This is a genomic window from Nonomuraea sp. NPDC050786 (assembly GCF_040654115.1).
Taxonomy (GTDB): domain Bacteria; phylum Actinomycetota; class Actinomycetes; order Streptosporangiales; family Streptosporangiaceae; genus Nonomuraea.
Map to the genome: position 1 here is coordinate 47492 of NZ_JBFAHJ010000040.1, position 23844 is coordinate 71335.

Consider the following 23844-nt stretch of genomic DNA (forward strand, 5'->3'; position numbering starts at 1 on the left):
CGAGCGAATGGGGCCTAGCGTGCAGGGTTCGGGAAGGTCTGTCGTCACCATAGGCGTGTACGACGGGGTCCACCGCGGGCACCAGCGGGTGGTCGAGCGGGCCGTCGCCGTCGCCCGTGAGCGTGGGCTGCGTAGCGTGGCCGTCACGTTCGAGCCGCATCCCGAGGAGGTGGTGCGGCCCGGGTCGCGCCCACAGCGGCTCACCAGCCCGCGGCGCCGGGCCGAGCTGCTGGCCGGCCTGGGTGTGGACGAGATCGACGTGGTGGAGTTCACGCTCGACGTGTCGCGGACGAGCCCGGACGACTTCGCCCAGAACGTGCTGGCCGAGCGGCTGCGGGCGGCCGTCGTGGTGGTGGGGGAGAACTTCGTCTTCGGCCACCAGGCGAGCGGCGACGTCGAGACTCTGCGGACGCTGGGCGACAAGTACGACTTCGAGGTGGAGGTCGTGCCGCTGCTGTCCGGACCGCTCGGCGCCGTCTCCTCGACCGCCATCCGCCAACGGCTCGTCGAAGGCGACGTCGAGGGCGCGCGCGAGCAGCTCGGCCGGCCGCACCGGGTGGAAGGCGTGGTCGTGCGCGGCTACCAGCGGGGACGCCAGCTGGGCTTCCCGACCGCGAACGTCGAGACGCCGCAGCACACGGCCATCCCGGCCGACGGGGTCTACGCGGGGTGGCTGGAGTGCGTGCAGGTGGCCAACCTGCCCCCGCTCTACGCGGGCGAGCGCTGGCCGGCGGCGATCTCGATCGGCACCAATCCGACGTTCGAGGGGGTGCCGCGGACGGTCGAGGCCTACGCGCTGGACCGGGACGACCTGGAGCTGTACGGGGTGCACGTGGCGGTCGAGTTCGCCGCCCGCCTGCGCGGCAACACGCGCTTCGAGTCGATCGACGCGCTGATCGCCCAGATCCAGGCCGACGCCGACGCCACCCGCCGCCTCACGAGCTGAGTCGTCCGAGCACTCCGCGTGAAGTGGTAGCCTTGCATGTCGGCTCTGTAGCGGCGGCGCTGCGCGCTGCCCATGACGGCCTTCATCGCGGCGACTGTAGGCACGCACGGTCGTTCGCACTCTCAATTTCATTCGTGCGTGCCCGTAGCTCAAAGGAGAGCCGTGTCCCTCGACACCGCTGCCAAGAAGTCCATCATCAGCGAATACGCGACGGCCGAAGGCGACACCGGGTCGCCCGAGGTGCAGATCGCGCTGCTGAGCAAGCGCATCAGCGAGCTCACCGAGCACCTGAAGACGCACAAGCACGACCACCACAGCCGTCGTGGCCTGCTTCTGCTCGTCGGTCGCCGGCGTCGCCTGCTGAAGTACCTGCAGAAGGTCGACATCCAGCGCTACCGGTCGCTCATCGAGCGGCTCGGCCTGCGCCGATAACATGAAAGGGAGCGGCGAACGCGCCGCTCCCTTCTCATATGGGTAGAGCCATATGGTCGGGCGCGTGGCGGTGTGGAAACCCCGTCGCGCCTGACGTACAACTGAAGATCCGAGACACACAGCCCCCGCGTCCGCTCAGCACCATGCGACCCGCGACGCCTGCGGGCCGGTCCTCGGTAGTGGCTTCCGGTAGGAACTTTGACAGTGACTTTGACCGGGCGCTTCGATCGAAGACCGGCGCTGCACCTAACGAGGGTGCCGGTGAGAAAAAGGGCGCGGGAGACCGACCACAAGGAGGTCCCCCGTGGAGGGTGTCCACACTGCTGAAGCCGTCATAGACAACGGCGCATTCGGCACACGCACGATCCGGTTCGAGACCGGTCGTCTCGCGCGCCAGGCGGCGGGCTCCGCCGTCGCCTACCTCGACAGCGACACCATGGTGCTCTCAGCCACCACCGCGTCGAAGGCGCCCAAGGAGAACTTCGACTTCTTCCCGCTCACGGTCGACGTCGAAGAGCGCATGTACGCCGCGGGCCGCATCCCCGGCTCGTTCTTCCGGCGCGAGGGCCGTCCCTCCGAGGACGCGATCCTCACCTGCCGGCTGATCGACCGGCCGCTGCGCCCGTCGTTCGTCAAGGGCCTGCGTAACGAGATCCAGGTCGTCGCCACCGTGATGGCGCTCAACCCCGACCACCTCTACGACGTCGTCGCGATCAACGCCGCGTCGCTGTCCACCCAGCTCGCCGGGCTGCCGTTCTCGGGCCCGATCGGCGGGGTGCGCGTCGCGCTGATCGACGGCCAGTGGGTCGCTTTCCCGACCCACCCCGAGCTGGAGCGGGCCACGTTCGACATGGTCGTGGCGGGCCGCGTGCTCGCCGACGGCGATGTCGCGATCATGATGGTCGAGGCCGAGTCCACCAGGGACACGCTCAAGCTGGTCGCCGAGGGCGCCGTGGCGCCGACCGAGGAGACCGTCGCGCAGGGCCTGGAGGCCGCCAAGCCGTTCATCAAGGTGCTGTGCGAGGCGCAGTCGCGCATCGCGCAGGTCGCGGCCAAGGAGACGGCCGAATACCCGGTCTTCCTCGACTACCAGGAGGACGTCTACAACGCGGTCGAGGCCGCGGTGAAGACCGAGCTGGCCGCCGCGCTGACGATCGCGGGTAAGCAGGATCGCGAGAACGAGCTGGAGAAGGTCAAGGCGCTGGCCGCCGAGAAGCTCCTGCCCGAGTTCGAGGGCCGCGAGAAGGAGATCTCCGCCGCCTACCGCTCGGTGATGAAGAAGCTCATGCGCGAGCGGGTCATCAAGGAGGGCATCCGCATCGACGGCCGCGGCACCAAGGACATCCGCGCCCTGTCGGCCGAGGTCCACGTGGTGCCCCGGGTGCACGGTTCGGCGCTGTTCGAGCGCGGTGAGACCCAGATCCTGGGCATCACCACCCTCAACATGCTCCGCATGGAGCAGGTCATCGACACGCTCAACCCTGAGCGGACCAAGCGCTACATGCACAACTACAACTTCCCGCCCTACTCCACCGGCGAGACCGGCCGGGTGGGCTCGCCCAAGCGCCGCGAGATCGGTCACGGCGCGCTGGCCGAGCGGGCGCTGATCCCGGTGCTCCCGACCCGCGAGGAGTTCCCGTACGCCATCCGCCAGGTCTCCGAGGCGCTCGGCTCCAACGGCTCCACCTCGATGGGCTCGGTCTGCGCGTCCACGATGGCGCTGCTGGACGCCGGTGTGCCGCTGAAGGAGATGGTCGCGGGCATCGCGATGGGCCTGATCGGCGAGGGCGACACGTACGTCACCCTGACCGACATCCTCGGCGCCGAGGACGCCATGGGCGACATGGACTTCAAGGTCGCCGGCACCAAGGACGTCATCACCGCGCTGCAGCTCGACACCAAGCTCGACGGCATCCCGGCGAGCGTGCTGGCCGCCGCGCTCAAGCAGGCCAAGGGCGCCCGCCTGGCGATCCTCGACGTGATGCAGGAGGCGATCGCCTCCCCGGCCGAGATGAACCCGACCGCGCCGCGCATCATCACCATCAAGGTCCCGGTCGACAAGATCGGCGAGGTCATCGGCCCGAAGGGCAAGATGATCAACCAGATCCAGGACGACACGGGCGCCGAGATCACCATCGAGGACGACGGCACGATCTACATCGGCGCCACCGACGGCCCGTCCGCCGAGGCGGCCCGCTCCGCGATCAACGCCATCGCCAACCCGCACATGCCGGAGGTCGGTGAGCGCTACATCGGCACGGTCGTCAAGATCGCCGCCTTCGGCGCGTTCATCTCGCTGCTGCCCGGCAAGGACGGTCTGCTGCACGTCTCGCAGATCCGCAAGCTGCACGGCGGCAAGCGCATCGAGAACGTCGAAGACGTGATGAGCGTCGGCGAGAAGATCCAGGTCGAGATCGCCGAGATCGACGCCCGGGGCAAGCTCTCGCTGGTGCCCGTCGAGGTCATCGAGAAGGAGGCCGCCGAGAAGGAGGCGAAGGCCGCTACTGGGGCCGCTACTGGGGCCGCTGCTGGAGCCGAGGCGCCCGAGTCCGCCGAGGCTCCGCCTGCCGAGGAGGCCGCCGGCGAGCCGGCCGGCGAGGAGAAGCCGGAGCGGCCCCGCCGCACCCGGACCCGCGTTCGCACCCGCGGCAGCGGCAGCGGTAACGACGGGGACGACCGGAACTCGTGAGAGATCTGACCAACCTCGGTCGTGAGCCCCTCGCGGAGGGGCTCACGGCCGGTCTCACTGGACGATGCGGCGGCACCTCGGAGGCCCTGTGAGTACGACCACGCTGCACCCCGGCAGGGACGGCGCCGGGGTGGTGAGGCGCACCGTCCTCCCCGGTGGGCTCCGCGTGGTGACCGAGACCATGCCGACCGTGCGCAGTGTCGCGGTCGGTATGTGGGTCGGCATCGGATCGCGCGACGAGGCCCCCGAGCACATGGGGGCCACCCACTTCCTCGAGCACCTGCTCTTCAAAGGCACCCCCACGCGCGACGCGATGGAGATCTCCGCCTCCATCGAGGGCATCGGCGGTGAGATCAACGCCTTCACCGCCAAGGAGTACACGTGCTACTACGCACGCGTGCTCGACGAGGACCTGCCGATCGCGGTGGACGTGCTCGCCGACGTGGTGACCAGCTCGCTCGTCACGGAGCAGGACGTCGAGTCCGAGCGCGGCGTGATCCTCGAGGAGATCGCCATGCACGACGACGACCCCTCCGACGTGGTGCACGAGCAGTTCGCCGCCGCGCTCTACGGCGACTCGCCGATCGGCCGGCCCATTCTCGGCACCGTCGACTCGATCAACGCGCTCGGTCGCGACCGGATCGCCGAGTACTACCACCGCTACTACCGGCCTCGCCGCACCGTCGTGTCCGTCGCGGGCAACGTACGGCACGAAGAGGTCGTCGAGCTGGTCACCAGGGCGTACGAGCGGGCGGGCGCGCTGGGCGGCCCCGCCGAGTTCGCCCCGCCGCGCACCAGCGGCCCCGGGGCGGAGACCCGCTCGGGCGTGCGGGTGCTCGACCGGCCGACCGAGCAGGCCAACCTGGTGCTCGGCACGACCGGTCTGTCCCGTACGGACGACCGCAGGTTCGCGTTCGGCGTGCTCAACGCGGCGCTGGGCGGCGGCATGTCGTCCAGGCTCTTCCAGGAGATCAGGGAGAAGCGCGGCCTGGCCTACTCCGCCTACAGCTACACCTCGGCCTACGCCGACACCGGCCAGTTCGGCATCTATGTGGGCTGCCTGCCGTCGAAGATCGACGACGTGCTCAAGATCTGCCGGGACGAGGTGTCCAGGGTGGTGGCCGAGGGCCTGAGCGCCGACGAGATCATGCGCGGCAAGGGGCAGATGCGCGGCGGGCTCGTGCTCGGCCTGGAGGACACCGGCTCGCGCATGTCGCGCATCGGCAAGAACGAGCTGGTCTACGACGAGTTGATGTCGGTGGACGAGGTGCTGTCCCGCATCGAGGCGGTCACCCCCGACGAGATCGACGAGGTGGCCAGGGACGTGCTCGAACGGCCGCTCACGCTCGCCGTGATCGGCCCGTACGGTGATAAGGACTTCTCCGACGCCATTCGACAGTGAGAAACCTGCTAAACGGACTGCCGTTACGGTCTTGAGCTGCCACAACAGTAGGACGGCAGGCCGATGAGCAGGTTTCTTGCTGGTATAAGGTTGGCGTGTGATCAGGGTAGGTGTGCTGGGCGCCCGCGGGCGGGTGGGCGTCGAGGTGTGCAAAGCGGTCGAGGCGGCCACCGACATGGAGCTGGTGGCCGCGCTCGACAAGGACGACTCCGTCGAGGGGCTCGAGGGCGCCGAGGTGGTGGTCGACTTCACCCATCCCGACGTGGTCATGGGCAACCTCGAGTGGGCGATCCGGCACGGCATCCACCCGGTGGTGGGCACGACCGGCTTCGACGAGGGGCGGCTGGAGACCGTGCGCGGGTGGCTGGCCGAGTCGCCGGGCACCCACTGCCTGATCGCCCCCAACTTCGGCATCGCGGCCGTGCTCATGATGCACTTCGCCCAGCAGGCGGCCCGCTATTTCGAGTCCGTCGAGATCGTCGAGCTGCACCATCCCAACAAGGCTGACGCGCCGTCCGGCACCGCCCGGCGCACGGCCGAGCTGGTCGCCGAGGCCCGTGCCAAGGCGGGGCTCGGCCAGATGCCCGACGCCACGAGCACCGCGCTCGACGGGGCCCGCGGGGCCGACGTCGGCGGCGTGCACGTGCACGCGGTGCGGCTGTCCGGGCTGATCGCGCACCAGGAGGTGCTGCTGGGCGGCGCCGGCGAGATCCTCACGATCCGGCACGACACGATGAGCAGGTCGGCGTTCACGCCGGGCGTGCTGCTCGGGGTGCGCCGCGTGCGCGAGCTGCCCGGCCTCACCCTGGGCCTGGAGCCACTCCTCGACCTCTGAGGCCCGGGTGCGATCTCTGGCCGCACACGACGTGCCCACCACCGTACGGTCGTGGGCACGCCGTGAGGAGAGGGTCCCGGCTCCGCACAGCCGAGCCTACGAGCACAAACACTAATACGAGCGGCGAGATCCGCCTGAAACATGAGATCGTGTCGGCATGGTGCGATGGGCCGAGGCGGACGAGCTGGCCGGGCTGGCCGCCGTGGAGCGGGCGGCGGACGGGCTTTTCGAGCAGGTGGGCATCGTCTTCCCGCCCGGCACGACCATGATCGAAGAGGTGGACGATCCCGGCGTCGTCCTCGTGGAGGGAGACCCTCCGGCCGGGTTCGCGATGATCGGGTGGGTGGACGGCAACCTGCACCTGGAGCAGCTGGCGGTGCATCCGCGGAGCATGCGCCAGGGCATCGGCGGGCGGCTGATGGCGGCGGTGACCGACCACGCGCGTGCCGCCGGCGCACCGGCCGTGACGCTGACGACGTACCGGGACGTGCCCTGGAACGCGCGGTGGTACGCGCGGCACGGCTTCTCGGTGATGCCCGAGGAGGAGTGGGGGCCGGAGCTGCGCGCGGTGGTGGAGCACGAGCGCGAGCTGGGGATCGAGGTCGCGCCCCGCGTGGTGATGCGCCGCTAGCCGGGTACGCCTAGCGCCTGCGGTGGGTGGCGAACCAGTCGACGGCGTAGTCCACGGCGGCGATCAGCGGGAACAGGCGGGCCTCGGCCGCGCCGACCCGTCCGCGCCGCACCGCGCCGGTCCCGTCGAAATCCGCGCCGAGGGCCTCGAAGTCGCTCACGTCCACGTCCACGTCCACGAACTCGCACCATTCGGGCCCCCGCCCGTCGTCGACCACGGCGCGGTAGCTGCGCCGCGGCGGGTCGCTGGTGTAGCGGTATTCGGCCAGGTGGAACGCGGTGCACTTGTCGTAGCCGACGCCGAGCAGCAGGATCAGGGCCCCGGCGTCGTAGAGCCGGGCGAGCGGCGAGCGCTCGCCGAGGAGGCAGTCGCGGGCGTGCCCGCCCGTGATCGCCGCCGCCCGTGGCCCGATGGCGGCGAAGGACGTCTGCGGGTGGGCGCTGCGGAGGGCGCCGGGCAGGGTGCGTACGCACTCGGCGATCACGCCCATCGACGTGGACGGGCTGGTACGGGGGTCGTAGGCCGGCATCGCCGAGCGGTAGCGGGTGATCTCGTCCGGGCTCATTCCGGCGGTGGCGCCGCGGTAGTGCGGTGAGGTGTCGGAGTTGGCGGAGGTGCCGCTCGGGACGGTGAGAGTGCCGTCGCCGCCGAGCAGCTCGCGCAGCACGGCGACCACCGTGCCGGGGCCGCCCTCGACGTGGCCGAGACGGCTGAGCGAGGAGTGCACGAGCACGACCTGCCCGGGGCCGATCCCCAAGGCGGCGAGTTCGCGTGATAAACGGGCATTGTTGATCATAGGGTGTGAGGTCACCATCCAAGCGGCCATTACTCCTGATCGCCTTATTATGCGATAGTTACCGTAAACAGTGCGATTAGGTCGGTAAACGTACGGAATTGGGAGAGCCAGAATGCCTCCTGCCTGCACGTTGCCTGGCTATACTTCAACGGGTTGCAGCGCCGATATGGTGGCCGACGTTTTCCCGTGCATCCCGTTGCAAGCAGTATGTCGCTGTTCCCACGCGTATTGATGACGCAGAGGTCATGCGGCCCGAGGGAAGCGGCTGGGGCGGGGGCGTGGAAGGAACTTACGCGGCACGGCGCGGCTCGCCGCCTCCTTGGACGCCGGACTTCGTTCGCGTCTGGGCCGGCTCGGCCATTTCCACGGTCGGCACCCGCACTCTCGGTGTGGTTTATCCGCTTCTGGCGCTCTCGGTAACCGGCTCGCCCGCTGCGGCGGGTTGGACCGGATTTGCCCTGACTCTCCCCATTCTGATCCTCTATGTTCCTGGCGGGATTCTGGTCGACCGAATACCGCCTCGCTCGATTGTGCTCTTCGCCGAATCCGTGCGCGGGCTGACCGTGGTGAGCGTGTGCGTGGCGCTGCTGTTCTCCGGTCACGTGTGGCTGCCGCACGTGATCCTGGCCGCGCTCGTGGAGGGCGCGATGTGGGTGCTCTACATGCTCGCCGAGATGTCCTTGGTGCCGTCCCTGGTGGAACGGACCGGGCTGCGGTACGCGCTGGCGCGGACGGAGAGCGCCAGCCATCTGGCCTCGCTCGCGGGCAAGCCGCTCGGCGGTTACCTGTTCGGGCTGGGCTACCTGATGCCTTTCGCGGTCAACGCCGTGCTCTTCGCCGTGTCGTTCCTGCTCTTCCTGGGGATGCGCGAGGGGCCCAGCCGGCTGCCGGTGCGTCCGCCCTGGCGGCGCGACCTGCTGGCCGGATTCCGGGCGCTCAGGCACCAGCCGTTTCTCCGCGCGTCGGTCGCGCTCATCGCCATCACCAATCTGATGGTGAACACGATGATCATGATCTTCGTGGCCGGTTCCAGCGGTCTCACGTCGTTGACGGTCGGGCTCGTGCTGGCGTCCGCCGGCGTCGGGGGAGCCGTCGGAGCGGCCCTGACTCCTTATCTCAGGCGGCCGATGCGTTCGATCCTGCTCGTTCACATGTGGGTCTGGGTCGCGGCGCTCTGCACCGCGGCGCTCGGCGCGATGCTGGAGATCCGGGCGGTCTTCTTCGCCGTGGCGCTGTTCATCACGGGCTTCGGCGGGGCGGTGAGCAACGTGTGCATCAGGGCGATCGAGGTGGAGTGCATCCCGCCGAAGACGCTGGCCCGTGTGGTCGGCGTCTCCCGGCTGACGTCCCACGGCGCGATCTGCCTCGCGGCGCCGCTGGGCGGCTTCCTGGTGACCTGGTTCGGGGTGGCGGGCGGCTCCTTCGTGCTGCTCCTCGCGATGCTCGGCGTGGCGGTGCCGGCCACCCGCCTGCGGGTGCTGCGCGCCTACCTGGTGCCGGTCTCCCCGGGAAGCACCGCCTGACGGGCGCGGCCTTCACCGGAAGGCGAGCGGCTGCCTGACGGGCGGGGTCTTCACTCGACGCGGGCCAGCCGCCGGGCGTCCCCGGTCATGTGCTCGGGAATCGCGGGGGCCGAGGCCGCGATAGCCTGCTGGGCCAGCGCCGCGGCCGAGGAGGTCCGGCCCGCCAGCTCCTCCACGCGCGCCGCGTACAGCAGCACCGGCCCGTGATCCACGGCCTCGGCCAGCGCCTCCACCATCTCCTGCTGGGCTTCCCGCACGCGCTCGGTCTGCGCGAGCGCGAGCGCGTGCGCGACCTTGGCGAACGGCCAGCGCAGCGGCCCCGCCCGCTCGAGATCGCGGAGCGCGGCCTGCGGCCGCCCCATGCCGGCCAGGATCTGGCCGCGGCCGAGCAGGGCGTCGATGTTGTTGCCCTGCCTGTCGAGCACCCCGTTGAGCACGCCCACGGCCGCGTCGGGATGCCCGCCTTGCCACAGCGCCCAGGCCAGCTCGGTCTGGATCGTCAGATCCGCCGGCACGCGGATCATCGCGGCGTGCAGCTCGCGTACGGCCGCCGCGGGCGAGCCCTGTGCCAGCCGCAGCCTCCCGATGGCCGTGAGCAGCGGGCCGACGGCGGCCGCCGCCCCGGCGGTCTCGAAGCTCCTGGCGGCCGAGGCGTAGTGGGCGATGGCCTGGTCCAGTTCTTCGTGCTGATGGGCGACGTTGCCCAGCAGCGACTCGATCTGCGCGCGCAGCGTGAGGTCGTGCTCCTGCGCCCGGGCCAGCGCCTCCTCGCCGAGCCGGGCGGCCAGGAAGAGATCGCCCTCGCGCAGCGCGCCTTCCGCCTCGCGCAGGCAGTCCTCGGAGCGCAGCTCGACGGGAATGGCCTCAACCCGCTGCTCGTCCTGCTCGACCGGCTGGAGCAGCCGGTCGTACGCCAGCTCGTACGAGCTCTCGCCCAGCTGCTCGTCGGCCCGGAGGAGACGGCGCTTCACCAGCAGGGCCACCACGGTCCTGCCGACCCCCGCCGACCTGATCGCGCTCTGCCGGACGGCCTGCGGTCCGCCACCGGCCCGGCCGGGGAAGGTCAGCCGCAGCCAGGTGGTCAGCAGGCGGACGTCGCCGTTGAAGCGTTCGACGGCGATCTCCCTGAGCTGCCTGGCGTAGTGCTCGGACAGCGCCTGGTCGGCGTACCTGAGCACGTCGCCCCTTCTGATCTCGCTGGTCTCCGGGGGCAGCGACCGCCACAGCGACTCGCAGACCACCTGCAGCTGGGCCGGCTCCACCGCCTGGCCCCGCTGCCGGCTGCCCGCGCGCGTCCTGATCGCGATGAGGTCCCGCACCACCTGCTGGGCCGCGCCCTCGGCGAACGCGCGTCCGGTGCCCTCCACCGGCCTGGTGACCGCTTCCAGCGCGCTGTCGAAGCCGAGCGCCTCCAGGGCGTAACGCTCGGGGCCTGAGTCGCCGGGCCCGGGTTCGTCCTTGAGGGTCTTGGCGAGTTCGCGCTCGTACTTCATGAGGTCGGGGAGCCGGTCCGCGCGGATCGACAGCAGCAGGCGGAGGCGGGGGTGGTCACGGAGCGCCTCGGCGAGCTGGCCGAAGAACCAGCGACGGTACGGCTGCTGCCCCTGCCCGCCGGTGAACAGCTCCTCGACCTGGTCGATGGCCATCAGGATCGGCGTCGGCTCGCCGAAGGCGTCACGCTTGACCGGCCGGGAGCGGAGGAACGCCGGAATGGTCATGCCCACCAGCCCGGTGGGCGGCGCCGGCGGGGTCCACGACATCAGCAGCGCGAGAACGTACGGATTGTGGGCAGGCAGCGCGGCCCACGGGAAGGACGACCCGTAGGACACCCGGCCGAGCGGGAGGAGGTCGACCGCGCCGGGGCTGAACAGCGGCATGACGCCCGCCTGGAGAAGCGAGGTCTTCCCGATCCCCGAGGCGCCGTACAGGACGGTCAGCCGCTGCTCCCGCCACAGCTTGCGCACTACGTGGGATTCGGCGCCGCGCCCGAAGAATCGGTGTCGGTCCTCGGCGCGAAAAGCGCGCGAGCCCCTGTACGGTCCCGGCGCCGCCTGCGCACCCATGCCGGAAGTCGTCATGGCGATTCCCTCCGCAGCCGCGTTTCATCGCACATTTCCTGCGTGACGGTCAAGGAGATCGATAATCCTTGCACGTCCGGCGCGGCCGGCACACCCACCGCGGAGATGAATTTCGCCCGGGCGCGCCCGGTTTCAGGGCCACTGGTGGGATATGCGGAGTATGTCGTTAGATGGAGCTCTGGAAGCGTGCCATTTGCTCCTTGTCGTCGGTCAGGCACGCGGTCAGCACGTCCCGGAGCGCGGCGCTGTCCATCTCGTGGAGCTTGCGCAGGGAAACGCCTGTCACGTCGATCAGCTTGCCCGAACCATACTGCCCGTCACGCATGTGCACTCCGTCCTTTTCGGTCACCCGAATGCCGGGTGACATGTGGGCGCTTATGAGCGTGCGCACAGATCTTGCCCGCCAGGGCCGGGCAAGATTTTTTATGTGTATTAATTCTGTGATAAACCGCTCGACTAATCAACCTTTACGATAGGGCCATAGAGATATAACAACCTGTACGGGCGCGGAGCGGAGGATCTACGTGTCGGAAAACTCGCACTCCATGGCGGCGCGCGCGCCACAGGTCTGGGAACGGGTCCCGAAGCGCAATCCGAACTTCACCGGCCGAGCGGACCTGCTGCTCTCCCTGAGAAAGAGCATCAGCCCCGTGACCGCCGTTGTGGCGCAGCCCATGGCGCTGCAGGGCCTCGGCGGTGTGGGCAAGACCCAGCTGGCCGTCGAGTACGCCTGGCAGTACCGCAGCCATTACGACCTGGTCTGGTGGGTCTCGGCCGACCAGCCCATGCTCGTGCCCTCGTCGCTGGCCGCGATGGCCACCGCGCTGGGCCTGCCGCCCGCCACCAGCACCGGCGTGGAGCAGGCGGCGCAGTCGGTGTTGCGCGCCTTGCAGAGCGGGGTGCCCTACCGGAGCTGGCTGGTGATCTTCGACAACGCCGAAGAGCCAGACCTGATCAAGGACTACATCCCCCGAGGGACCGGCCACGTCATCATCACCTCCCGCAACTCGCGCTGGAGCGACTACGAGGACACGGTCGCGGTCGACGTGTTCAAGCGCGAGGAGAGCATGGCGTTCCTGCTCAAGCGCCTCGGCAGTGCGATGACCGAGCCGGAGGCCAACCAGGTGGCGGAGGTGCTCGGCGACCTCCCGCTCGCGCTCGAGCAGGCCGCCGCCCTGTTGCTGCGCACGCTGATGTCGGTCGACGAGTACGTCAGCCTGGTGAAGAAGCGGACGGGCGCCGTGCTCAGCCTGGAGAAGTCGCCGACCTATCCGCAGTCCATGACGGCGGCGTGGCAGGTGTCGGTCTCGCAGCTCGAGGACCGCGTGCCGCAGGCGGTCGAGCTGCTGCGCTGCTGCGCGTTCTTCGGCCCCGAGCCCATCCCGCGCGACGTGTTCCGGCGTGGCAACCGGGCGGTGGGCCCGCGCCTGGGAAAGATCCTTTCCGACCCGATCATGCTCACCAACGCGCTGAGCAACCTCGAGCGCCTCGCCCTGGTCAAGGTGGAGCCGTCCACCCGCACCCTCCAGGTCCACCGGCTGAACCAGGCGCTGCTCCGCGACGAGACCAGCCCGGAGGACCGCGAGGAGCTGCGCCACGAGGTGCACATGCTGCTGGCGGGCACCGCGCCGAGCGACCCCGACGACACGGCCCGGTGGCCCCGGTTCGAGGAGCTGGCAGCCCACCTGGAGCCTTCCGGCGTCATCGACTGCACGGTGCCGTCCGTGCGCACGTTCGCCCTCGACCTGGTGCGCTACCTGTACGTGCGAGGCAGCTACAGGCAGGCGGAGGCACTGCTGAACCAGTACATCGCGAAGTGGACCGAGGCCAGTGGTGCCCGGCACGTCGACGTGCTGGCCGCCCGCATCCACCTCGGCCTCGTCTACCTGGGCCTGACCTTCTACACCAGAGCCTATGAGCTCATGTCGGAGGCCCTGCAGGGGATGATCGAGACGATCGGCCCGGAGCGCCTGGAGGCGCTCTGGGCGAAGAACGGCAACGCGGGAGCGCTCCGCGGCCGCGGCGAGTTCTTCCAGGCACGGCAGAGCGACCAGGAGCTGCTCGAGGCATACGAGCGGGTGACCGGCCCCCAGTCCGGCGAAACCCTGCAAGCCCGCAACAACCTGGCGATCGACTACGCGCTGACGAGCGACTACGACGCGGCCGGGAAGCTGCTGCAGGACGTCTACCTGCACAGGAGCAGCGCGGAAGGCGTCGGGCGCCGCGTCCTGCTCTCCACCTGGACCAACCTGAGCCGGGCTGTGCGGCTCGGCGGCCAGGTGCAGGTCGCCACCGACATGGCCGAGGAGGCGTACCAGTACGGCGTGGCGCAGCTCGGCGACGACCACCCCATCACCCTGCTGGCGGCCAAGGACTACGCGATCTCCCTGCGCCGCAGCGGGCGGCTTCCCGAGGCCCTGGAGCTCCTGAGGGACACCCACACCCGTCTGGAGCGGCTGTACGGGGACGTGCACGCCGACACGATGGCCGCGGCCCTAGGCCTGTCCAACGCCCTGCGCGCCGACGGCGAGGTCGCGGAGGCGCTGCAGCTGGCCAAGCGCGGGCTCGACCACTATCCCGACGTGTTCGGCCCCAACCACCCGTTCACCCACGCGTGCAGCATCAACCTGGCGCTGCTCACGCGCCTGAACGGCGACCCCGCCAAGGCCCGCCAGATCAGCGAACGGGCCCTGGCCGGCCTCACCGAGCGGCTCGGCGCCGACCACGACTACACCGTGAGCTGCGCCATCAACCTGCAGAACGACCTGGCCGCGCTCGGCCTGCACGACGAGGCCCGCCGCCTGGGCGAGGAGAACCACCGGCGGATCCAGGCGGCCTTCGGCCCCGACCACTACCTCAGCCTCGTGTGCGCCGCCAACCTGAGCTTCGACCTGCGGGCCACGGGCAGCGAGAGGGAGGCCGAGCGGTTGCTGGCGGACACGACGCGGCGGATGGACGCGGTCCTCGGGCGCGACCACCCCGAGACCCTCTCGGTGCTCGCCGGCGAGCGGCTCCACAGCGACTTCGACCCGCCGCCCATCTAGACCTGGGTGTTCGTCCTGACCCAGGCCCTCCTGTGGTGCTCGGACCGCAGGCGGGCCTGGGCGGCGGCGGCGGGCGTCACCGGCTCGGCCCGCCAGCGGCCCAGTGTGTCGTGGAGCGTGACCACGAAGTGGGTGCCGGCCTCCGTCAGCCCGCCGCTGTCGAGGAGCGTCCGGCTCGCCTGATACGCCGCCTCGCGCCAGTGGGCGAACTCGACCTGGGCCTTCGTGCCGTGCTCGGGGTCCTGGGTGTGCCGTCGCCAGAACCCGGCCACGCCCGCGTGCGCGTACACGCCGTGCAGCAGGCTGAAGAGCGGGCGCGGGTCCGGGCGCCAGGGCGCGTAGAAGCGGCGCCCGTCGTCGGGCAGGGTCAGCTCCACCAGCGCGCTGAGCGCGTCCAGCTTGGCGTGCTGGAGCTCGTGGGCGAGGGTCAGCGCCATGCCCATTCCGTCGATGGGGTCGGACAGCGCGATCGTGCCGAACGTGACCCGCGCCGAGGCGCTGTGCTGGTCGGTCGTCCGGGCGACCACGGGCGTGAGCACCGAGACCGCGGCGGCCACCTCGCCCGCCACCGTCAGGTGACGCGAGTTCAGGATCTCCCACGCCTCGTGCAGGCAGGAGACCCACGTGCGCCGCCGCTCGCCGCTCAGCCGCCCGTCGGCGTCGTCCTCAGGCCAGCGGTACGGGTCGAGGTCGTCGATGGTGATCGTCACGCCGGGCGCGACGGGGACGCGATGGAGCACCTGCCAGCCCGGCCGGTCGCCCGACACGTCCACCCGGTACGTACGGCCGCCGACCCGCAGCTCCGCCCCGCCCTCGGCGGGCTCGACCGACACCTCGGCCACCTCCGGCAGGTCGCCGGGCAGGCTCAGCAGGCCCACGGAGGGCAGCATGAGCGGGCCACCGACCGGCACGTCCAGGCGGCAGGCGGTACGCGTGCGCACGGCCGCGGCCAGGGCGACCGCGGCCAGCCGCCCGGGGGCCGCGTGGCCCCGGCACACGCTCAGCGCCCACGCTCCCACCGCGGGGTGGCGGAACAGGCGGCGGATCTCCTCGGGAGCGCCCTCCGCCATCTCGGAGAGCGCCTCGTAGGCGCGGGCCACGAGGGCGGCGTGCGGGTGTGCCCCGGCCTCGGCCGCGAGCAGCCCCACCAGCAGGCGGTGCTTGCTCTCCTGCGCGGCGCAGAGCTCGCCCACGGCCTTCGCGCCGCCGCCGCTGGTGGCCAGCCCGGAGAACGACGTGCGGGAGATCAGGTGCGGGGACGGGCTCATCCCGCTCCCCGCAGCCGCGCCAGGTCGCGCTCGCACCGCGCGCCGATGTACGAGATCAGCCGGTACAGGTCGGGACAGTAGACGGAGCGCTCGGAGAAGCCGGCGTCCGGGCGGTAGCGGTGGGCGTAGAGGCCGCCGCCGCAGGTGGACACGAGCTCGCAGCGGCGGCAGTCGGGGGAGAGCGCCAGCTCGCCGATCTGGCGCGCGATGATCGACGGATGCCGCAGCGCCGCGTCCAGCGGGTCCCGCAGGATGTGCAGCCGGGTCTCGGGCGCGCCGTGGTAGGCGCTCTTCAGGATGTCCGACTGCTCGATGCTGCCGTCGGTCTCGATCACGAGCATGCGTATGGGCGACAGCCCGACGGACTCCGCCCGGGAGTGGCCGCCCATCAGCAGCCGCATGATCTCGCGGAACAGCCGGACCTCGGTCTGCAGGACCGGGCTGTCGTACCAGCGGTCGAAGACCGTGATCAGCCAGTCGGCGTACGGCGTCTCGGGGGAGCCCGGCACGCGGAAGGGCGGCGGCGTCGCCCAGTTGCCGTGCGGGAGCAGGAAGTCGATCGCGGGCGGGTCGTGCGCCAGCAGCGCCTCGTACGTGCGCAGCGGATCGTTGCGCACGTCCACCGTGCACAGGATCCCGCTGAACAGGTGATGGTACGGCCCCGCGGTCAGCCGCCGCAGCGACTCGCTGACCAGGGCGTGGCTGCCGCGCCCGTTGGCGAAGCGGCGGTGCCGGTCGTGGCCCTCCGCGTAGCCGTCCATGCTCACCCCGACGCGGATCTCCAGCGACTCGAACAGCCGCAGATACTCCTCGTCGAGCCGGACCGCGTTGGTCTGGATGTTGACGTTGACCCGGGTGCCGGTCTTGACCGCGCCCCGGATGCCGCGTACCAGCCGGGAGATGAGGCCGGGACCCGCGAGCAGCGGTTCGCCGCCGTGCAGGACGACGTCGATCTCCGGCAGATCGTGCCGGGTGGCGTGCTCCGCGATCCGCTCGATGGCCCGGTCGGCGATGGCGTCGGACATCCTGCGGGGCTGGTCGCGCCAGCCCTGGTCCGCCATCTCGTACACGTAGCAGTGACGGCAGGCGAGATCGCAGCGGCTGTGGATCTTCAGAATGAACTGCTGGAACGCCAGCGGTTTCCAGCCGCCCGCCAGCAGCGCCTCGACGTCGAGTAATTGGGGGAATCCCCCGGTGAGCAGCGGCTGCGAATCAGGGCTTCCTAACAACGGCTACCCCTTATGCGTCGTGCGCCCCATCCTGGGCTCGATCGAGCGGGAAACGGCGCTGGCCCCGGTCCCTATGTCTCACGACTTCGAGGGCTAGTCAAGATTTATGGCTGCTAGAGCGAATTTGCTCTTGGTAATAGAGCAATTCCTCGAAAAATAGGTATAGATCATCTATTTTCGTGATCATCGGGAGCCAGTCGCAGGTGCCGAGCCCGTCGCGTTCCAGCGGGGACAGCAGGTGCGCGGTGGCTCTGAGCGCGGTCGGCGGGATCTCGATCGGCGCGGTCTGGGGTACGCCGCCGCGGAAGGCCAGCGCGAGCAGGTGCTGCGGCCCCCGTACGCCGAGGGCCTCCAGCGCCAGGTCGGCGGGTTGCTGCGTGACCGCGCCGTCGGCCAGTTCGAGCGCGTCCGGGTTGGCGAGCGCGACGAGCAGGCGCAGCTCTGGCGGCAGGTCGCGGAGGGCGCGCGGTGGCCCCGACTCGGCGCGCCGCTGCCTGCGCGCCAGCAGCAGCAGGACCTCGGGCACGCCCTCGCGCCGCCCGCGCAGCACCTCGGGCACGCAGTCCGCGGCCAGGCGGGCGGAGGTGGCCAGGCGGTGCCCCATGGCCTGCCTGACGAGAGGCAGCGACTCCCGCAGCAGAGCCTCCGCCAGCTGGGGGTACGCCTCGTCCGGGTCTTCTTTGAGCGCGTAGGCGTAGCGCCTGAGCGGATCGACGGAGCGCGCGTCGGGCACCGTCTCGCGGGCGAGCCGGTCGAGGTCGCGCAGGGACCGCAGGACCGCCTTCGGATGGCTCACCCTGATCGCGGCCAGCCTCCTCAGAGCGAGCGCGGCGCCGCCCGCCGCGCCGAGTGCTCCCGCCACGAGAGCCGCGCTCAACGGGATCGCGTGGAGCGAGGCGGTCGCCAGGGCGATGACAATCAGCACCGCCGCCGCGCCGACGGCCACGGCCAGCCAGCCGAGCAGCGTCTCCCGCTGGTTGACGACGCCGGTGCGGCTCCTGCGGAACTCCTCCCAGTCGGCCGCTGCGCGCTCGGCCCTGGCGCGGGCGATGCGCTCCACCAGGTCCGCGCGCCGGGCGGGCCAGCCGGGCCGCGGTCTGCGCTGGTCGTCCTCCAGCCGCTCGGCCAGCTTGGCGAGCTCGTGGCGCAGCGCCGCCGCCTCGCCGAGCCGGTCGGCGTACAGCTCCTCGAGGCGTGTCCGCGCGGTCAGGTCGAGCTCGCCGGGCCGGCCGTTCCGCGCGGGCATGGCGGCGATCCGCTCGACGAGCCCGTGCAGGTCGCGGGCGAAGCCGGCGGAGCCGTCGGCCACCAGCACCGCGTGCAGCGCGCCGCGCAGCTCGTCCAGCACCGGCGGGCTGACGTACCCCGTGACGAGCAGCGCCGTGAACGCCGAGCGGGCGGTGGAGCCGACGAGCTCGGTCGCGTTCAGCGCCTCGTCGTCGAAGAACACTGCCTCGGACACCTTGATCACCACTCGTGGCTCCCGCCGGTCGGGGAGCTGGAACGAGATGATCCGGCCGTTCTCCTCGACCCGTTCCGCGGCGAGCCCGCCCGCGTGCAGCTCGCCCTCGACGAGCATCGCCAGCCGGGCGAGGCTGGGGGAGCGGCTGTGGCGGGACGCGGCACGCGCGACCACGGCGGCGTCGATCGGCGCCGATCGCGGCGCCGCGTCCTCGAAGCTCGACCAGGCGAACTGCAGCAGCAGGCGGATGTTGCCGCCGCTGTGACGCAGCAGCTCCAGCAGACCCTTCTCGGTGAACGGCCGGATGCCGTCGGAGGAGCCCTGGGAGGCGGCGCCGATGTAGACCGCCAGCACCTGCCGCGCCTCGTCCGGCGTGAGCGGCAGCAGGTGACAGGCTCCGCCGCCGAGCCGCTGGCGCAGGTCCTGCGGCATGCCGTCCCAGCCGCTCTCGCTGGTCACGAGGAGCAGCAGCCCGGCCGCCCGCGGGATCACCTCGACCAGGCCCTGCAGGAGACCGATGTTGGCGGGCACCGGCTCGCCGTCCTCCAGCAGGAACTTCTCGCACTGGTCCAGCACCACCACGAACGGCCGCCCGCCTCTGGTCACCAGCGTGGTCAGCAGCTGCAGGCCGTAGCGGCAGGTCACGGGGTCGTCGATCCGGCCGCCGACCCCGATCGCGGCCGCGGCCTCGGCGCTGATCGGCTTGCCGCACAGCCAGTCGTAGGCGGCCTCGGAGTAGCCGGGCCTGATCAGGTACGTCAGCGCCCGCTGGAACCTCGGCGCGTCGCCCGCCACGGCGGCGATCTCCTTGGCCTGCTCCTCCAGCACCTCCCCGCTCTCGACCTGGTCGGCGCCGAGCAGCTCCGCCGGCTCGCCCTCGGCGGGGGCACCCGCCCTGGCGGCCAGGTCGCCCTCGATCGTGCCCAGGTAGCTCAGGCTCAGGTCGGCGAGGAGCGTCTGCGGCAGCTGGGAGACCAGGCGGCGGTAGGCGGCGACGAAGTCGTCCTCCTGGAAGCGCAGGTAGACCTGGACCGCCTCGGGGTCCTCGCGGTGGACGAGCGCCATCAGGTGGCGGGCGGCGTGCGTCTTGCCGGTGCCGTGGGCGCCGTACATGCACCTGAGCGCGCCGTCGCGGGGGAAGCCGTCGAGGTAGGCCCGCGCCGCCCGCTCGGCCCCGCGCACGCCCGGGAGGATCGCGGTGGGGGTGTGGCGCGACCAGTCGCTCAGGAAGCCGGGCAGGGAGGTCTCCTCCGCGCTGGAGGTGCCCCGGGCCGGGAAGGGATTGCGCCGCGGGTAGTCAGCCATGGGTGCCTCCAAGCCCGTTCCATTTGTCGCCCTGCCAGATCCTGAGCCGCAGCCAGTTCTCGGGCATGTGCAGGTCGGCCGTCGGCCACGGGTCGTCCTTCTCGTACTCCCTGAGGCGGAACTCGAGCAGCAGCTCCAGGCGCCGCATGGCCTGGCCCACGGTGTACGTGCGGCCGCTCAGGGCGCCCCTGAGCCCCTCGTCGTGGAAGGGCGGGGGCGGCCGGCCGTTCCACCGGCGGCGGGCCAGCTCGGCGATCTGCTCCGGCGTCAGGGTGCCCAGGTCCACGATGTGCCCCCGCGTGGCGAACCGCTCCCGGTCGGCCATGGTCAGCTGGGCGGTGTTCGCGTGGTCGTAGGCGTCCACGACGAAGACGACGACCGTGCTCGTGCTCTCGAACACCTTGGTGGCCAGCCAGATCAGCTTCTTGGTCGGCACGCTCTCGTACCGGATGCCGAAGCCGACGTTCGCGGCGGCGAAGGTGGCGCCGGCGAAACCGGCGATCTCCTGCAGGTCGTACTCGTTCATCGGGTCGGTGCCGCTGCGCCGGCTGAGCTCGTGGAACCGGGCGCGCAGCTCGTCAGGGATCTTGATCGCGCACTCGTTCATCTTGTTGCGCAGGTCGAGCAGCGTGGAGACCATCTGCGCGTACGCGTCGTGCGTCATGTCCTCGGGCTCGGCCTCATGGGTCACGAACGTGTAGCCGGGCTTGTCGCAGGCGTCCCGGTAGAGGCGCATCACGTGGTTGGCCAGCGAGGTCCGGCCGCTCTTGCCCACCCCGGTGATCAGGAAGAAGGCGGGCCGCCTCCTGGCGACCGCCCGCCGGACGGCCTCCTCGATCGCCCGCAGGCGGATGCCGGCCAGCTCGAGCAGCAGCTCGCGGTCGGAGTCGCAGGCGACGGCGTCCAGGGGCCTGACGGCGTAGGGGTTGTCCTGCAGGCCGTAGAGCTCGTAGCGGGCGTCGGCGGGGTGCATCTCATCCACCGATCATGGTCAGGTAGTCGGGCAGCTCACCGGCGGCCGGCTCGAACGCCGAGCCGGTGAACAGCGGCGCGAGGAAGTCGTGCTTGCCGTGGTACGCCTTCGTCAAGGCCTGGATCTCCTCGGCCCGCGCGCCGAAGCGCAGCTGGAAGCCCTGGAGCGCGTCGGTGGCCAGCTTGTCCTGGTGGACCAGCTCCAGTGCCACCAGCAGCGCCGGCTGCCGCACCACGTCCATGAACAGCTCGGGGCTCTGCACGCGCAGCACCACCAGGCGCACGACCAGGTCGGGCCGTAACCCGGCGAGGCTCGGCGTGCCCGCGATGATGGCCTCCGTCACCCGCAGCAGGTTGAGCACGCGTTTGATCTTCCGCGGGTTCGGCGCGACGATCTTCTCCAGGGTCGCGACGTGCTTGCCCGCCAGGTCGCCCAGCAGCGAGCCGCGGATGAAGTCGCCCACCTCCGCGGAGCCGATCGGGTAGAGGTGCAGCGGGAGCTGGATCATCTTGTCGAGGTAGTCGTCGGCGATGACGGCGTGGTCGGGGAAGCCGAACGGCTTGTACTTCACCGACACCCCGCGGTCGACCACGTCCTTGGAGAGCGCGATCATCACGAAGACGTTTCTGAGGTCGAGGAAGAGCTTGATCGACTCCAGCACGTCGATGATCTGGTCGGGCTCGCACCTGTCGAGGTCGTCAACGAAGAAGATGATTTTCCGCCCCTTTTCGGCCAGGCGGTCGGCCTCTTTCTGCAGGAGCCCGCGCAGGCGGCCCGTCTGGCTGTCGACCTGGCCGCGGATCTCGGCGTACTGCTGCGCGAGCTTGCCGATCTTCTCCACGCTCGCCGAGCCCACGTTGATCCGCTTCAGCAGCTCGTCGGCGGCGAGGTTCAGCATGATGACGCCGAGCCGCTTGACGCTGTCGGCGAAGCGGTGCGCGGGGTCCTGGTCCAGCGCCGTGTGCAGGGCGTTCAGGAGGGGGAGGAGCATCTCCGGCTCGCGACGGTGCACCCAGGGGTTGAAATGGACGCGGACGAACTCCGCGCCGTGCCGGTCGAGGAGCCGCTGGTCGACCATGTGCAGCAGGGTCGATTTACCGCTTCCCCACGCGCCGAAAACGCCGATCGTGAACGGCGTCTGAGTGCGCGGATTGGTAATGACCGAAACGAGCGGGTCGACGTACCGCCGGAACTGGAGAAGATCCCCGCGCCAATCCACCGGCGCGTCGGAGAGCATCGCGATATCGGTCATGAACACCCCTAGTAAGAGGATGCATCGTCGGCATCGCCGAATATCGCGGGTTATCGAACTGTGATATCGCCTCTCGACTGGAGATATGCGTCGACCTCGGCCAGATAGGCGTCCTTGAGATGGCGGGGCAGCCAGGTGATCTCGAAGGCGTTCCGTTCGAGCTGGGCCAGCTCCTCGTGGGTGAGCTGGAGGGCCTCCTGGAGTGCCTCGAGGTTCTCGCTCACATAACTCGCGAAATAGGCGGGATCGTCGGAGTTGATCGTCACCCGCACGCCCAGGTCCATCAGCTTGCGGATGCCCTCGGCCTTCATCGAGTCGGTGACGTAGCCGTTGGAGATCGGGCAGCAGGTCAGCCCCATGCCCCGCTCCAGCACCACCTGGACCAGCCGCTCGTCCTCCAGGATGTTGACGCCGTGGTCGACACGGTTGACGCCGATGTCCTCGACCGCCTGGCGGATGTGCTCGATCGAGTCGTCCTGGTCGACGTCGCAGTGCATGGTGAGCAGGTAGCCCTCCTGGCGGGCGCGCTCGTAGACCGCCGCGAACTTGACCGGCGGGTTGCCCTTCTCGTCGGAGTCGAGCCCGACGCCCACGATCCACTCCTTGTACGGCAGCGACTCCAGCAGCGTCGCCATCGCGTACTCTGCCTGGAAGTCGCGCAGGAAGCACATGATGAGCTGCGCCCGCACGCCGAGCCGCGCCTCGGCGTCCATCAGCGCCCGCCGCAGGCCCCTGATCACCACGTCGAAGGGCACACCTCGTGAGGTGTGGGCCTGCGGGTCGAAGAAGATCTCCGCGTAGCGGACGTTCTGCTCGGCGGCCTTGCGCAGGTAGGCCATGGCCAGGTCGTAGAAGTCGGGCTCGGTGCGGAGGACCTGCATGCCCTCGTAGTAGATCTTGAGGAAGGACGGCAGGTCGTCGAAGTCATAGGCGGCCCGCATCTCCTCGACGGAGGAGTACGGCAGCTCCAGGCCGTTGCGCCCGGCCAGCTCGAACTTGAGCTCGGGCTCCAGCGTGCCCTCGATGTGCAGGTGCAGCTCGCACTTGGGGAGTCCGGCGATGAAGTCCTTCACCCGCCCAAGCCTAGAAGACATGGGGCCCGGCTAGAAGACGATCGCGAGTCCCACCGCGAACAGGAGCCCGTACGCCAGCTGCAGCTTGCCCGTCTGCTGCAGCACCGCGATCAGCGCCGGACCCACGGCCTTGGCCAGCACGGTCCTGATCGCGGGGATCGCCAGCGGCGCGGCGAGCAGGGCGAGCGCGGTCCACGGCGTGATCACGACCATCGCCAGCGCCACCACGAACGGCACCACCTGGCAGGCCACATAGAGCGCACGGGTGCGCTCGGCCCCCAGCATCACGGCCAGCGTGCGCTTGCCCGACTGGCCGTCCGTCCCGATGTCCCGCAGGTTGTTGACCACGAGCATCGAGCACGAGAGCAGCCCGACCGGGATCGACGCGAAGAACGCGGGCCAGCTCAGCGCCTCGGTCTGCACGTACGCGGTGCCCACCACGGGCACGACGCCGAAGAACACGAAAACGGCCAGCTCGCCCAGCCCGCGGTAGCCGTACGGGCGCTTGCCGCCCGTGTAGAACCAGCCGGCGGCGATGCACGCGGCGCCCACCAACAGGATCCACCACGCCCGCGTGACGACCACCAGCACCAGCCCCAGCACCGCCGCGACCCCGAAACAGGTCAGCGCGGCGGTCAGCACCTGCCGCGGCGGGGCCACGCGCGAGCCGACCAGCCGCATCGGGCCGACCCGCTGGTCGTCGGTGCCGCGGATGCCGTCGCTGTAGTCGTTGGCGTAGTTGACGCCGATCTGCAGCGAGAGCGCCACGAGCAGTGCCAGGATCGCCCGCCACCACACGAATCCGCCTTGGCCGATCGCCACTCCGGTGCCCACCATGACGGGCACGACGGCGTTCGCGAGGGTACGCGGGCGCGCGCCGGCGATCCACTGGCCGGGGGTTGCCAT

Annotated in this window: 18 protein-coding genes; 8 read left to right on the forward strand and 10 right to left on the reverse strand. The window is 70.5% G+C overall.

Going from position 1 to position 23844, the window contains the following annotated elements:
- The first annotated feature begins 7 nt into the window (after positions 1–7).
- The 6 genes from AB0H84_RS46570 to AB0H84_RS46595 all read left to right on the forward strand — a co-directional run bounded on the left by AB0H84_RS46570 (position 8) and on the right by AB0H84_RS46595 (position 6935).
- Entirely contained in the window at positions 8–946 is a 939-nt protein-coding gene (locus AB0H84_RS46570) for a bifunctional riboflavin kinase/FAD synthetase (RefSeq protein ID WP_357619629.1), read from the forward strand.
- 162 nt (positions 947–1108) lie between these two features.
- Entirely contained in the window at positions 1109–1378 is a 270-nt protein-coding gene (gene rpsO, locus AB0H84_RS46575) for a 30S ribosomal protein S15 (protein ID WP_132592555.1), read from the forward strand.
- Between the two features lie 304 nt (positions 1379–1682).
- On the forward strand, positions 1683–4067 hold the full coding sequence (locus AB0H84_RS46580; RefSeq protein ID WP_357619631.1) for a polyribonucleotide nucleotidyltransferase: 2385 nt from the start codon (positions 1683–1685) through the stop codon (positions 4065–4067).
- Positions 4068–4131: 64 nt separating this feature from the next.
- The gene (locus tag AB0H84_RS46585) at positions 4132–5469 is read left to right on the forward strand and encodes a pitrilysin family protein (RefSeq protein WP_357619633.1); all 1338 of its coding nucleotides are present in this window, start codon (positions 4132–4134) and stop codon (positions 5467–5469) included.
- 97 nt (positions 5470–5566) lie between these two features.
- On the forward strand, positions 5567–6304 hold the full coding sequence (gene dapB / locus AB0H84_RS46590) for a 4-hydroxy-tetrahydrodipicolinate reductase (RefSeq protein WP_357619635.1): 738 nt from the start codon (positions 5567–5569) through the stop codon (positions 6302–6304).
- Positions 6305–6461: 157 nt separating this feature from the next.
- Entirely contained in the window at positions 6462–6935 is a 474-nt protein-coding gene (locus AB0H84_RS46595; protein WP_357619637.1) for a GNAT family N-acetyltransferase, read from the forward strand.
- Between the two features lie 10 nt (positions 6936–6945).
- On the opposite strand, the gene AB0H84_RS46600 is transcribed toward AB0H84_RS46595, so the two are convergent.
- Positions 6946–7731 carry an AAC(3) family N-acetyltransferase gene (locus tag AB0H84_RS46600; protein ID WP_357619639.1) on the reverse strand — a complete coding sequence of 262 codons (786 nt, stop codon included), beginning with the start codon at positions 7729–7731 and terminating at the stop codon, positions 6946–6948.
- A gap of 245 nt (positions 7732–7976) precedes the next feature.
- Here AB0H84_RS46600 and AB0H84_RS46605 point away from each other — a divergent pair, with 245 nt between their 5' ends.
- On the forward strand, positions 7977–9254 hold the full coding sequence (locus tag AB0H84_RS46605; protein ID WP_357619641.1) for an MFS transporter: 1278 nt from the start codon (positions 7977–7979) through the stop codon (positions 9252–9254).
- Between the two features lie 50 nt (positions 9255–9304).
- On the opposite strand, the gene AB0H84_RS46610 is transcribed toward AB0H84_RS46605, so the two are convergent.
- Complete coding sequence (locus tag AB0H84_RS46610) at positions 9305–11332, reverse strand: tetratricopeptide repeat protein (protein WP_357619643.1); 2028 nt, start codon at positions 11330–11332, stop codon at positions 9305–9307.
- Between the two features lie 166 nt (positions 11333–11498).
- A complete protein-coding gene (locus tag AB0H84_RS46615; RefSeq protein WP_357619645.1) occupies positions 11499–11657 on the reverse strand; it encodes a hypothetical protein in 159 nt (52 codons plus the stop codon).
- A gap of 199 nt (positions 11658–11856) precedes the next feature.
- Here AB0H84_RS46615 and fxsT point away from each other — a divergent pair, with 199 nt between their 5' ends.
- A complete protein-coding gene (fxsT, locus tag AB0H84_RS46620) occupies positions 11857–14376 on the forward strand; it encodes an FxSxx-COOH system tetratricopeptide repeat protein (protein WP_357619647.1) in 2520 nt (839 codons plus the stop codon).
- Here fxsT and AB0H84_RS46625 read toward each other — a convergent pair.
- The 7 genes from AB0H84_RS46625 to AB0H84_RS46655 all read right to left on the reverse strand — a co-directional run bounded on the left by AB0H84_RS46625 (position 14373) and on the right by AB0H84_RS46655 (position 23844).
- On the reverse strand, positions 14373–15644 hold the full coding sequence (locus AB0H84_RS46625) for an HEXXH motif domain-containing protein (protein ID WP_357619649.1): 1272 nt from the start codon (positions 15642–15644) through the stop codon (positions 14373–14375). The two genes, fxsT and AB0H84_RS46625, sit on opposite strands and share 4 nt — an antisense overlap.
- Positions 15641–16873, reverse strand: a complete 1233-nt coding sequence (locus AB0H84_RS46630) for an FxsB family cyclophane-forming radical SAM/SPASM peptide maturase (protein ID WP_357619651.1) — start codon at positions 16871–16873, stop codon at positions 15641–15643. The genes AB0H84_RS46625 and AB0H84_RS46630 overlap by 4 nt, the downstream gene beginning before the upstream one ends.
- A 97-nt stretch (positions 16874–16970) precedes the next feature.
- Positions 16971–19640, reverse strand: a complete 2670-nt coding sequence (locus AB0H84_RS46635; protein ID WP_357619653.1) for a BREX system ATP-binding domain-containing protein — start codon at positions 19638–19640, stop codon at positions 16971–16973.
- On the reverse strand, positions 19633–20622 hold the full coding sequence (locus AB0H84_RS46640; RefSeq protein WP_357619655.1) for a hypothetical protein: 990 nt from the start codon (positions 20620–20622) through the stop codon (positions 19633–19635). Before AB0H84_RS46640 ends, AB0H84_RS46635 begins: the two co-directional genes overlap by 8 nt.
- Complete coding sequence (locus AB0H84_RS46645; protein WP_357619657.1) at positions 20615–21865, reverse strand: P-loop NTPase fold protein; 1251 nt, start codon at positions 21863–21865, stop codon at positions 20615–20617. Before AB0H84_RS46645 ends, AB0H84_RS46640 begins: the two co-directional genes overlap by 8 nt.
- A 50-nt stretch (positions 21866–21915) precedes the next feature.
- Positions 21916–22938, reverse strand: a complete 1023-nt coding sequence (locus AB0H84_RS46650; protein WP_357619659.1) for an adenosine deaminase — start codon at positions 22936–22938, stop codon at positions 21916–21918.
- A gap of 30 nt (positions 22939–22968) precedes the next feature.
- Positions 22969–23844 carry a 1,4-dihydroxy-2-naphthoate polyprenyltransferase gene (locus tag AB0H84_RS46655; protein ID WP_357619661.1) on the reverse strand — a complete coding sequence of 292 codons (876 nt, stop codon included), beginning with the start codon at positions 23842–23844 and terminating at the stop codon, positions 22969–22971.

Bases quoted from the DNA above. Each gene is read 5' to 3' on its own strand.
- AB0H84_RS46635 (WP_357619653.1), bottom strand. From the start codon at position 19,640: ATGGCTGACTACCCGCGGCGCAATCCCTTCCCGGCCCGGGGCACCTCC.
- AB0H84_RS46655 (WP_357619661.1), bottom strand. From the start codon at position 23,844: ATGGCAACCCCCGGCCAGTGGATCGCCGGCGCGCGCCCGCGTACCCTC.
- AB0H84_RS46610 (WP_357619643.1), bottom strand. From the start codon at position 11,332: ATGACGACTTCCGGCATGGGTGCGCAGGCGGCGCCGGGACCGTACAGG.
- AB0H84_RS46570 (WP_357619629.1), top strand. From the start codon at position 8: ATGGGGCCTAGCGTGCAGGGTTCGGGAAGGTCTGTCGTCACCATAGGC.
- AB0H84_RS46615 (WP_357619645.1), bottom strand. From the start codon at position 11,657: ATGCGTGACGGGCAGTATGGTTCGGGCAAGCTGATCGACGTGACAGGC.
- AB0H84_RS46600 (WP_357619639.1), bottom strand. From the start codon at position 7,731: ATGATCAACAATGCCCGTTTATCACGCGAACTCGCCGCCTTGGGGATC.
- AB0H84_RS46595 (WP_357619637.1), top strand. From the start codon at position 6,462: ATGGTGCGATGGGCCGAGGCGGACGAGCTGGCCGGGCTGGCCGCCGTG.
- AB0H84_RS46625 (WP_357619649.1), bottom strand. From the start codon at position 15,644: ATGAGCCCGTCCCCGCACCTGATCTCCCGCACGTCGTTCTCCGGGCTG.
- AB0H84_RS46645 (WP_357619657.1), bottom strand. From the start codon at position 21,865: ATGACCGATATCGCGATGCTCTCCGACGCGCCGGTGGATTGGCGCGGG.
- AB0H84_RS46585 (WP_357619633.1), top strand. From the start codon at position 4,132: ATGCGGCGGCACCTCGGAGGCCCTGTGAGTACGACCACGCTGCACCCC.
- AB0H84_RS46605 (WP_357619641.1), top strand. From the start codon at position 7,977: ATGCGGCCCGAGGGAAGCGGCTGGGGCGGGGGCGTGGAAGGAACTTAC.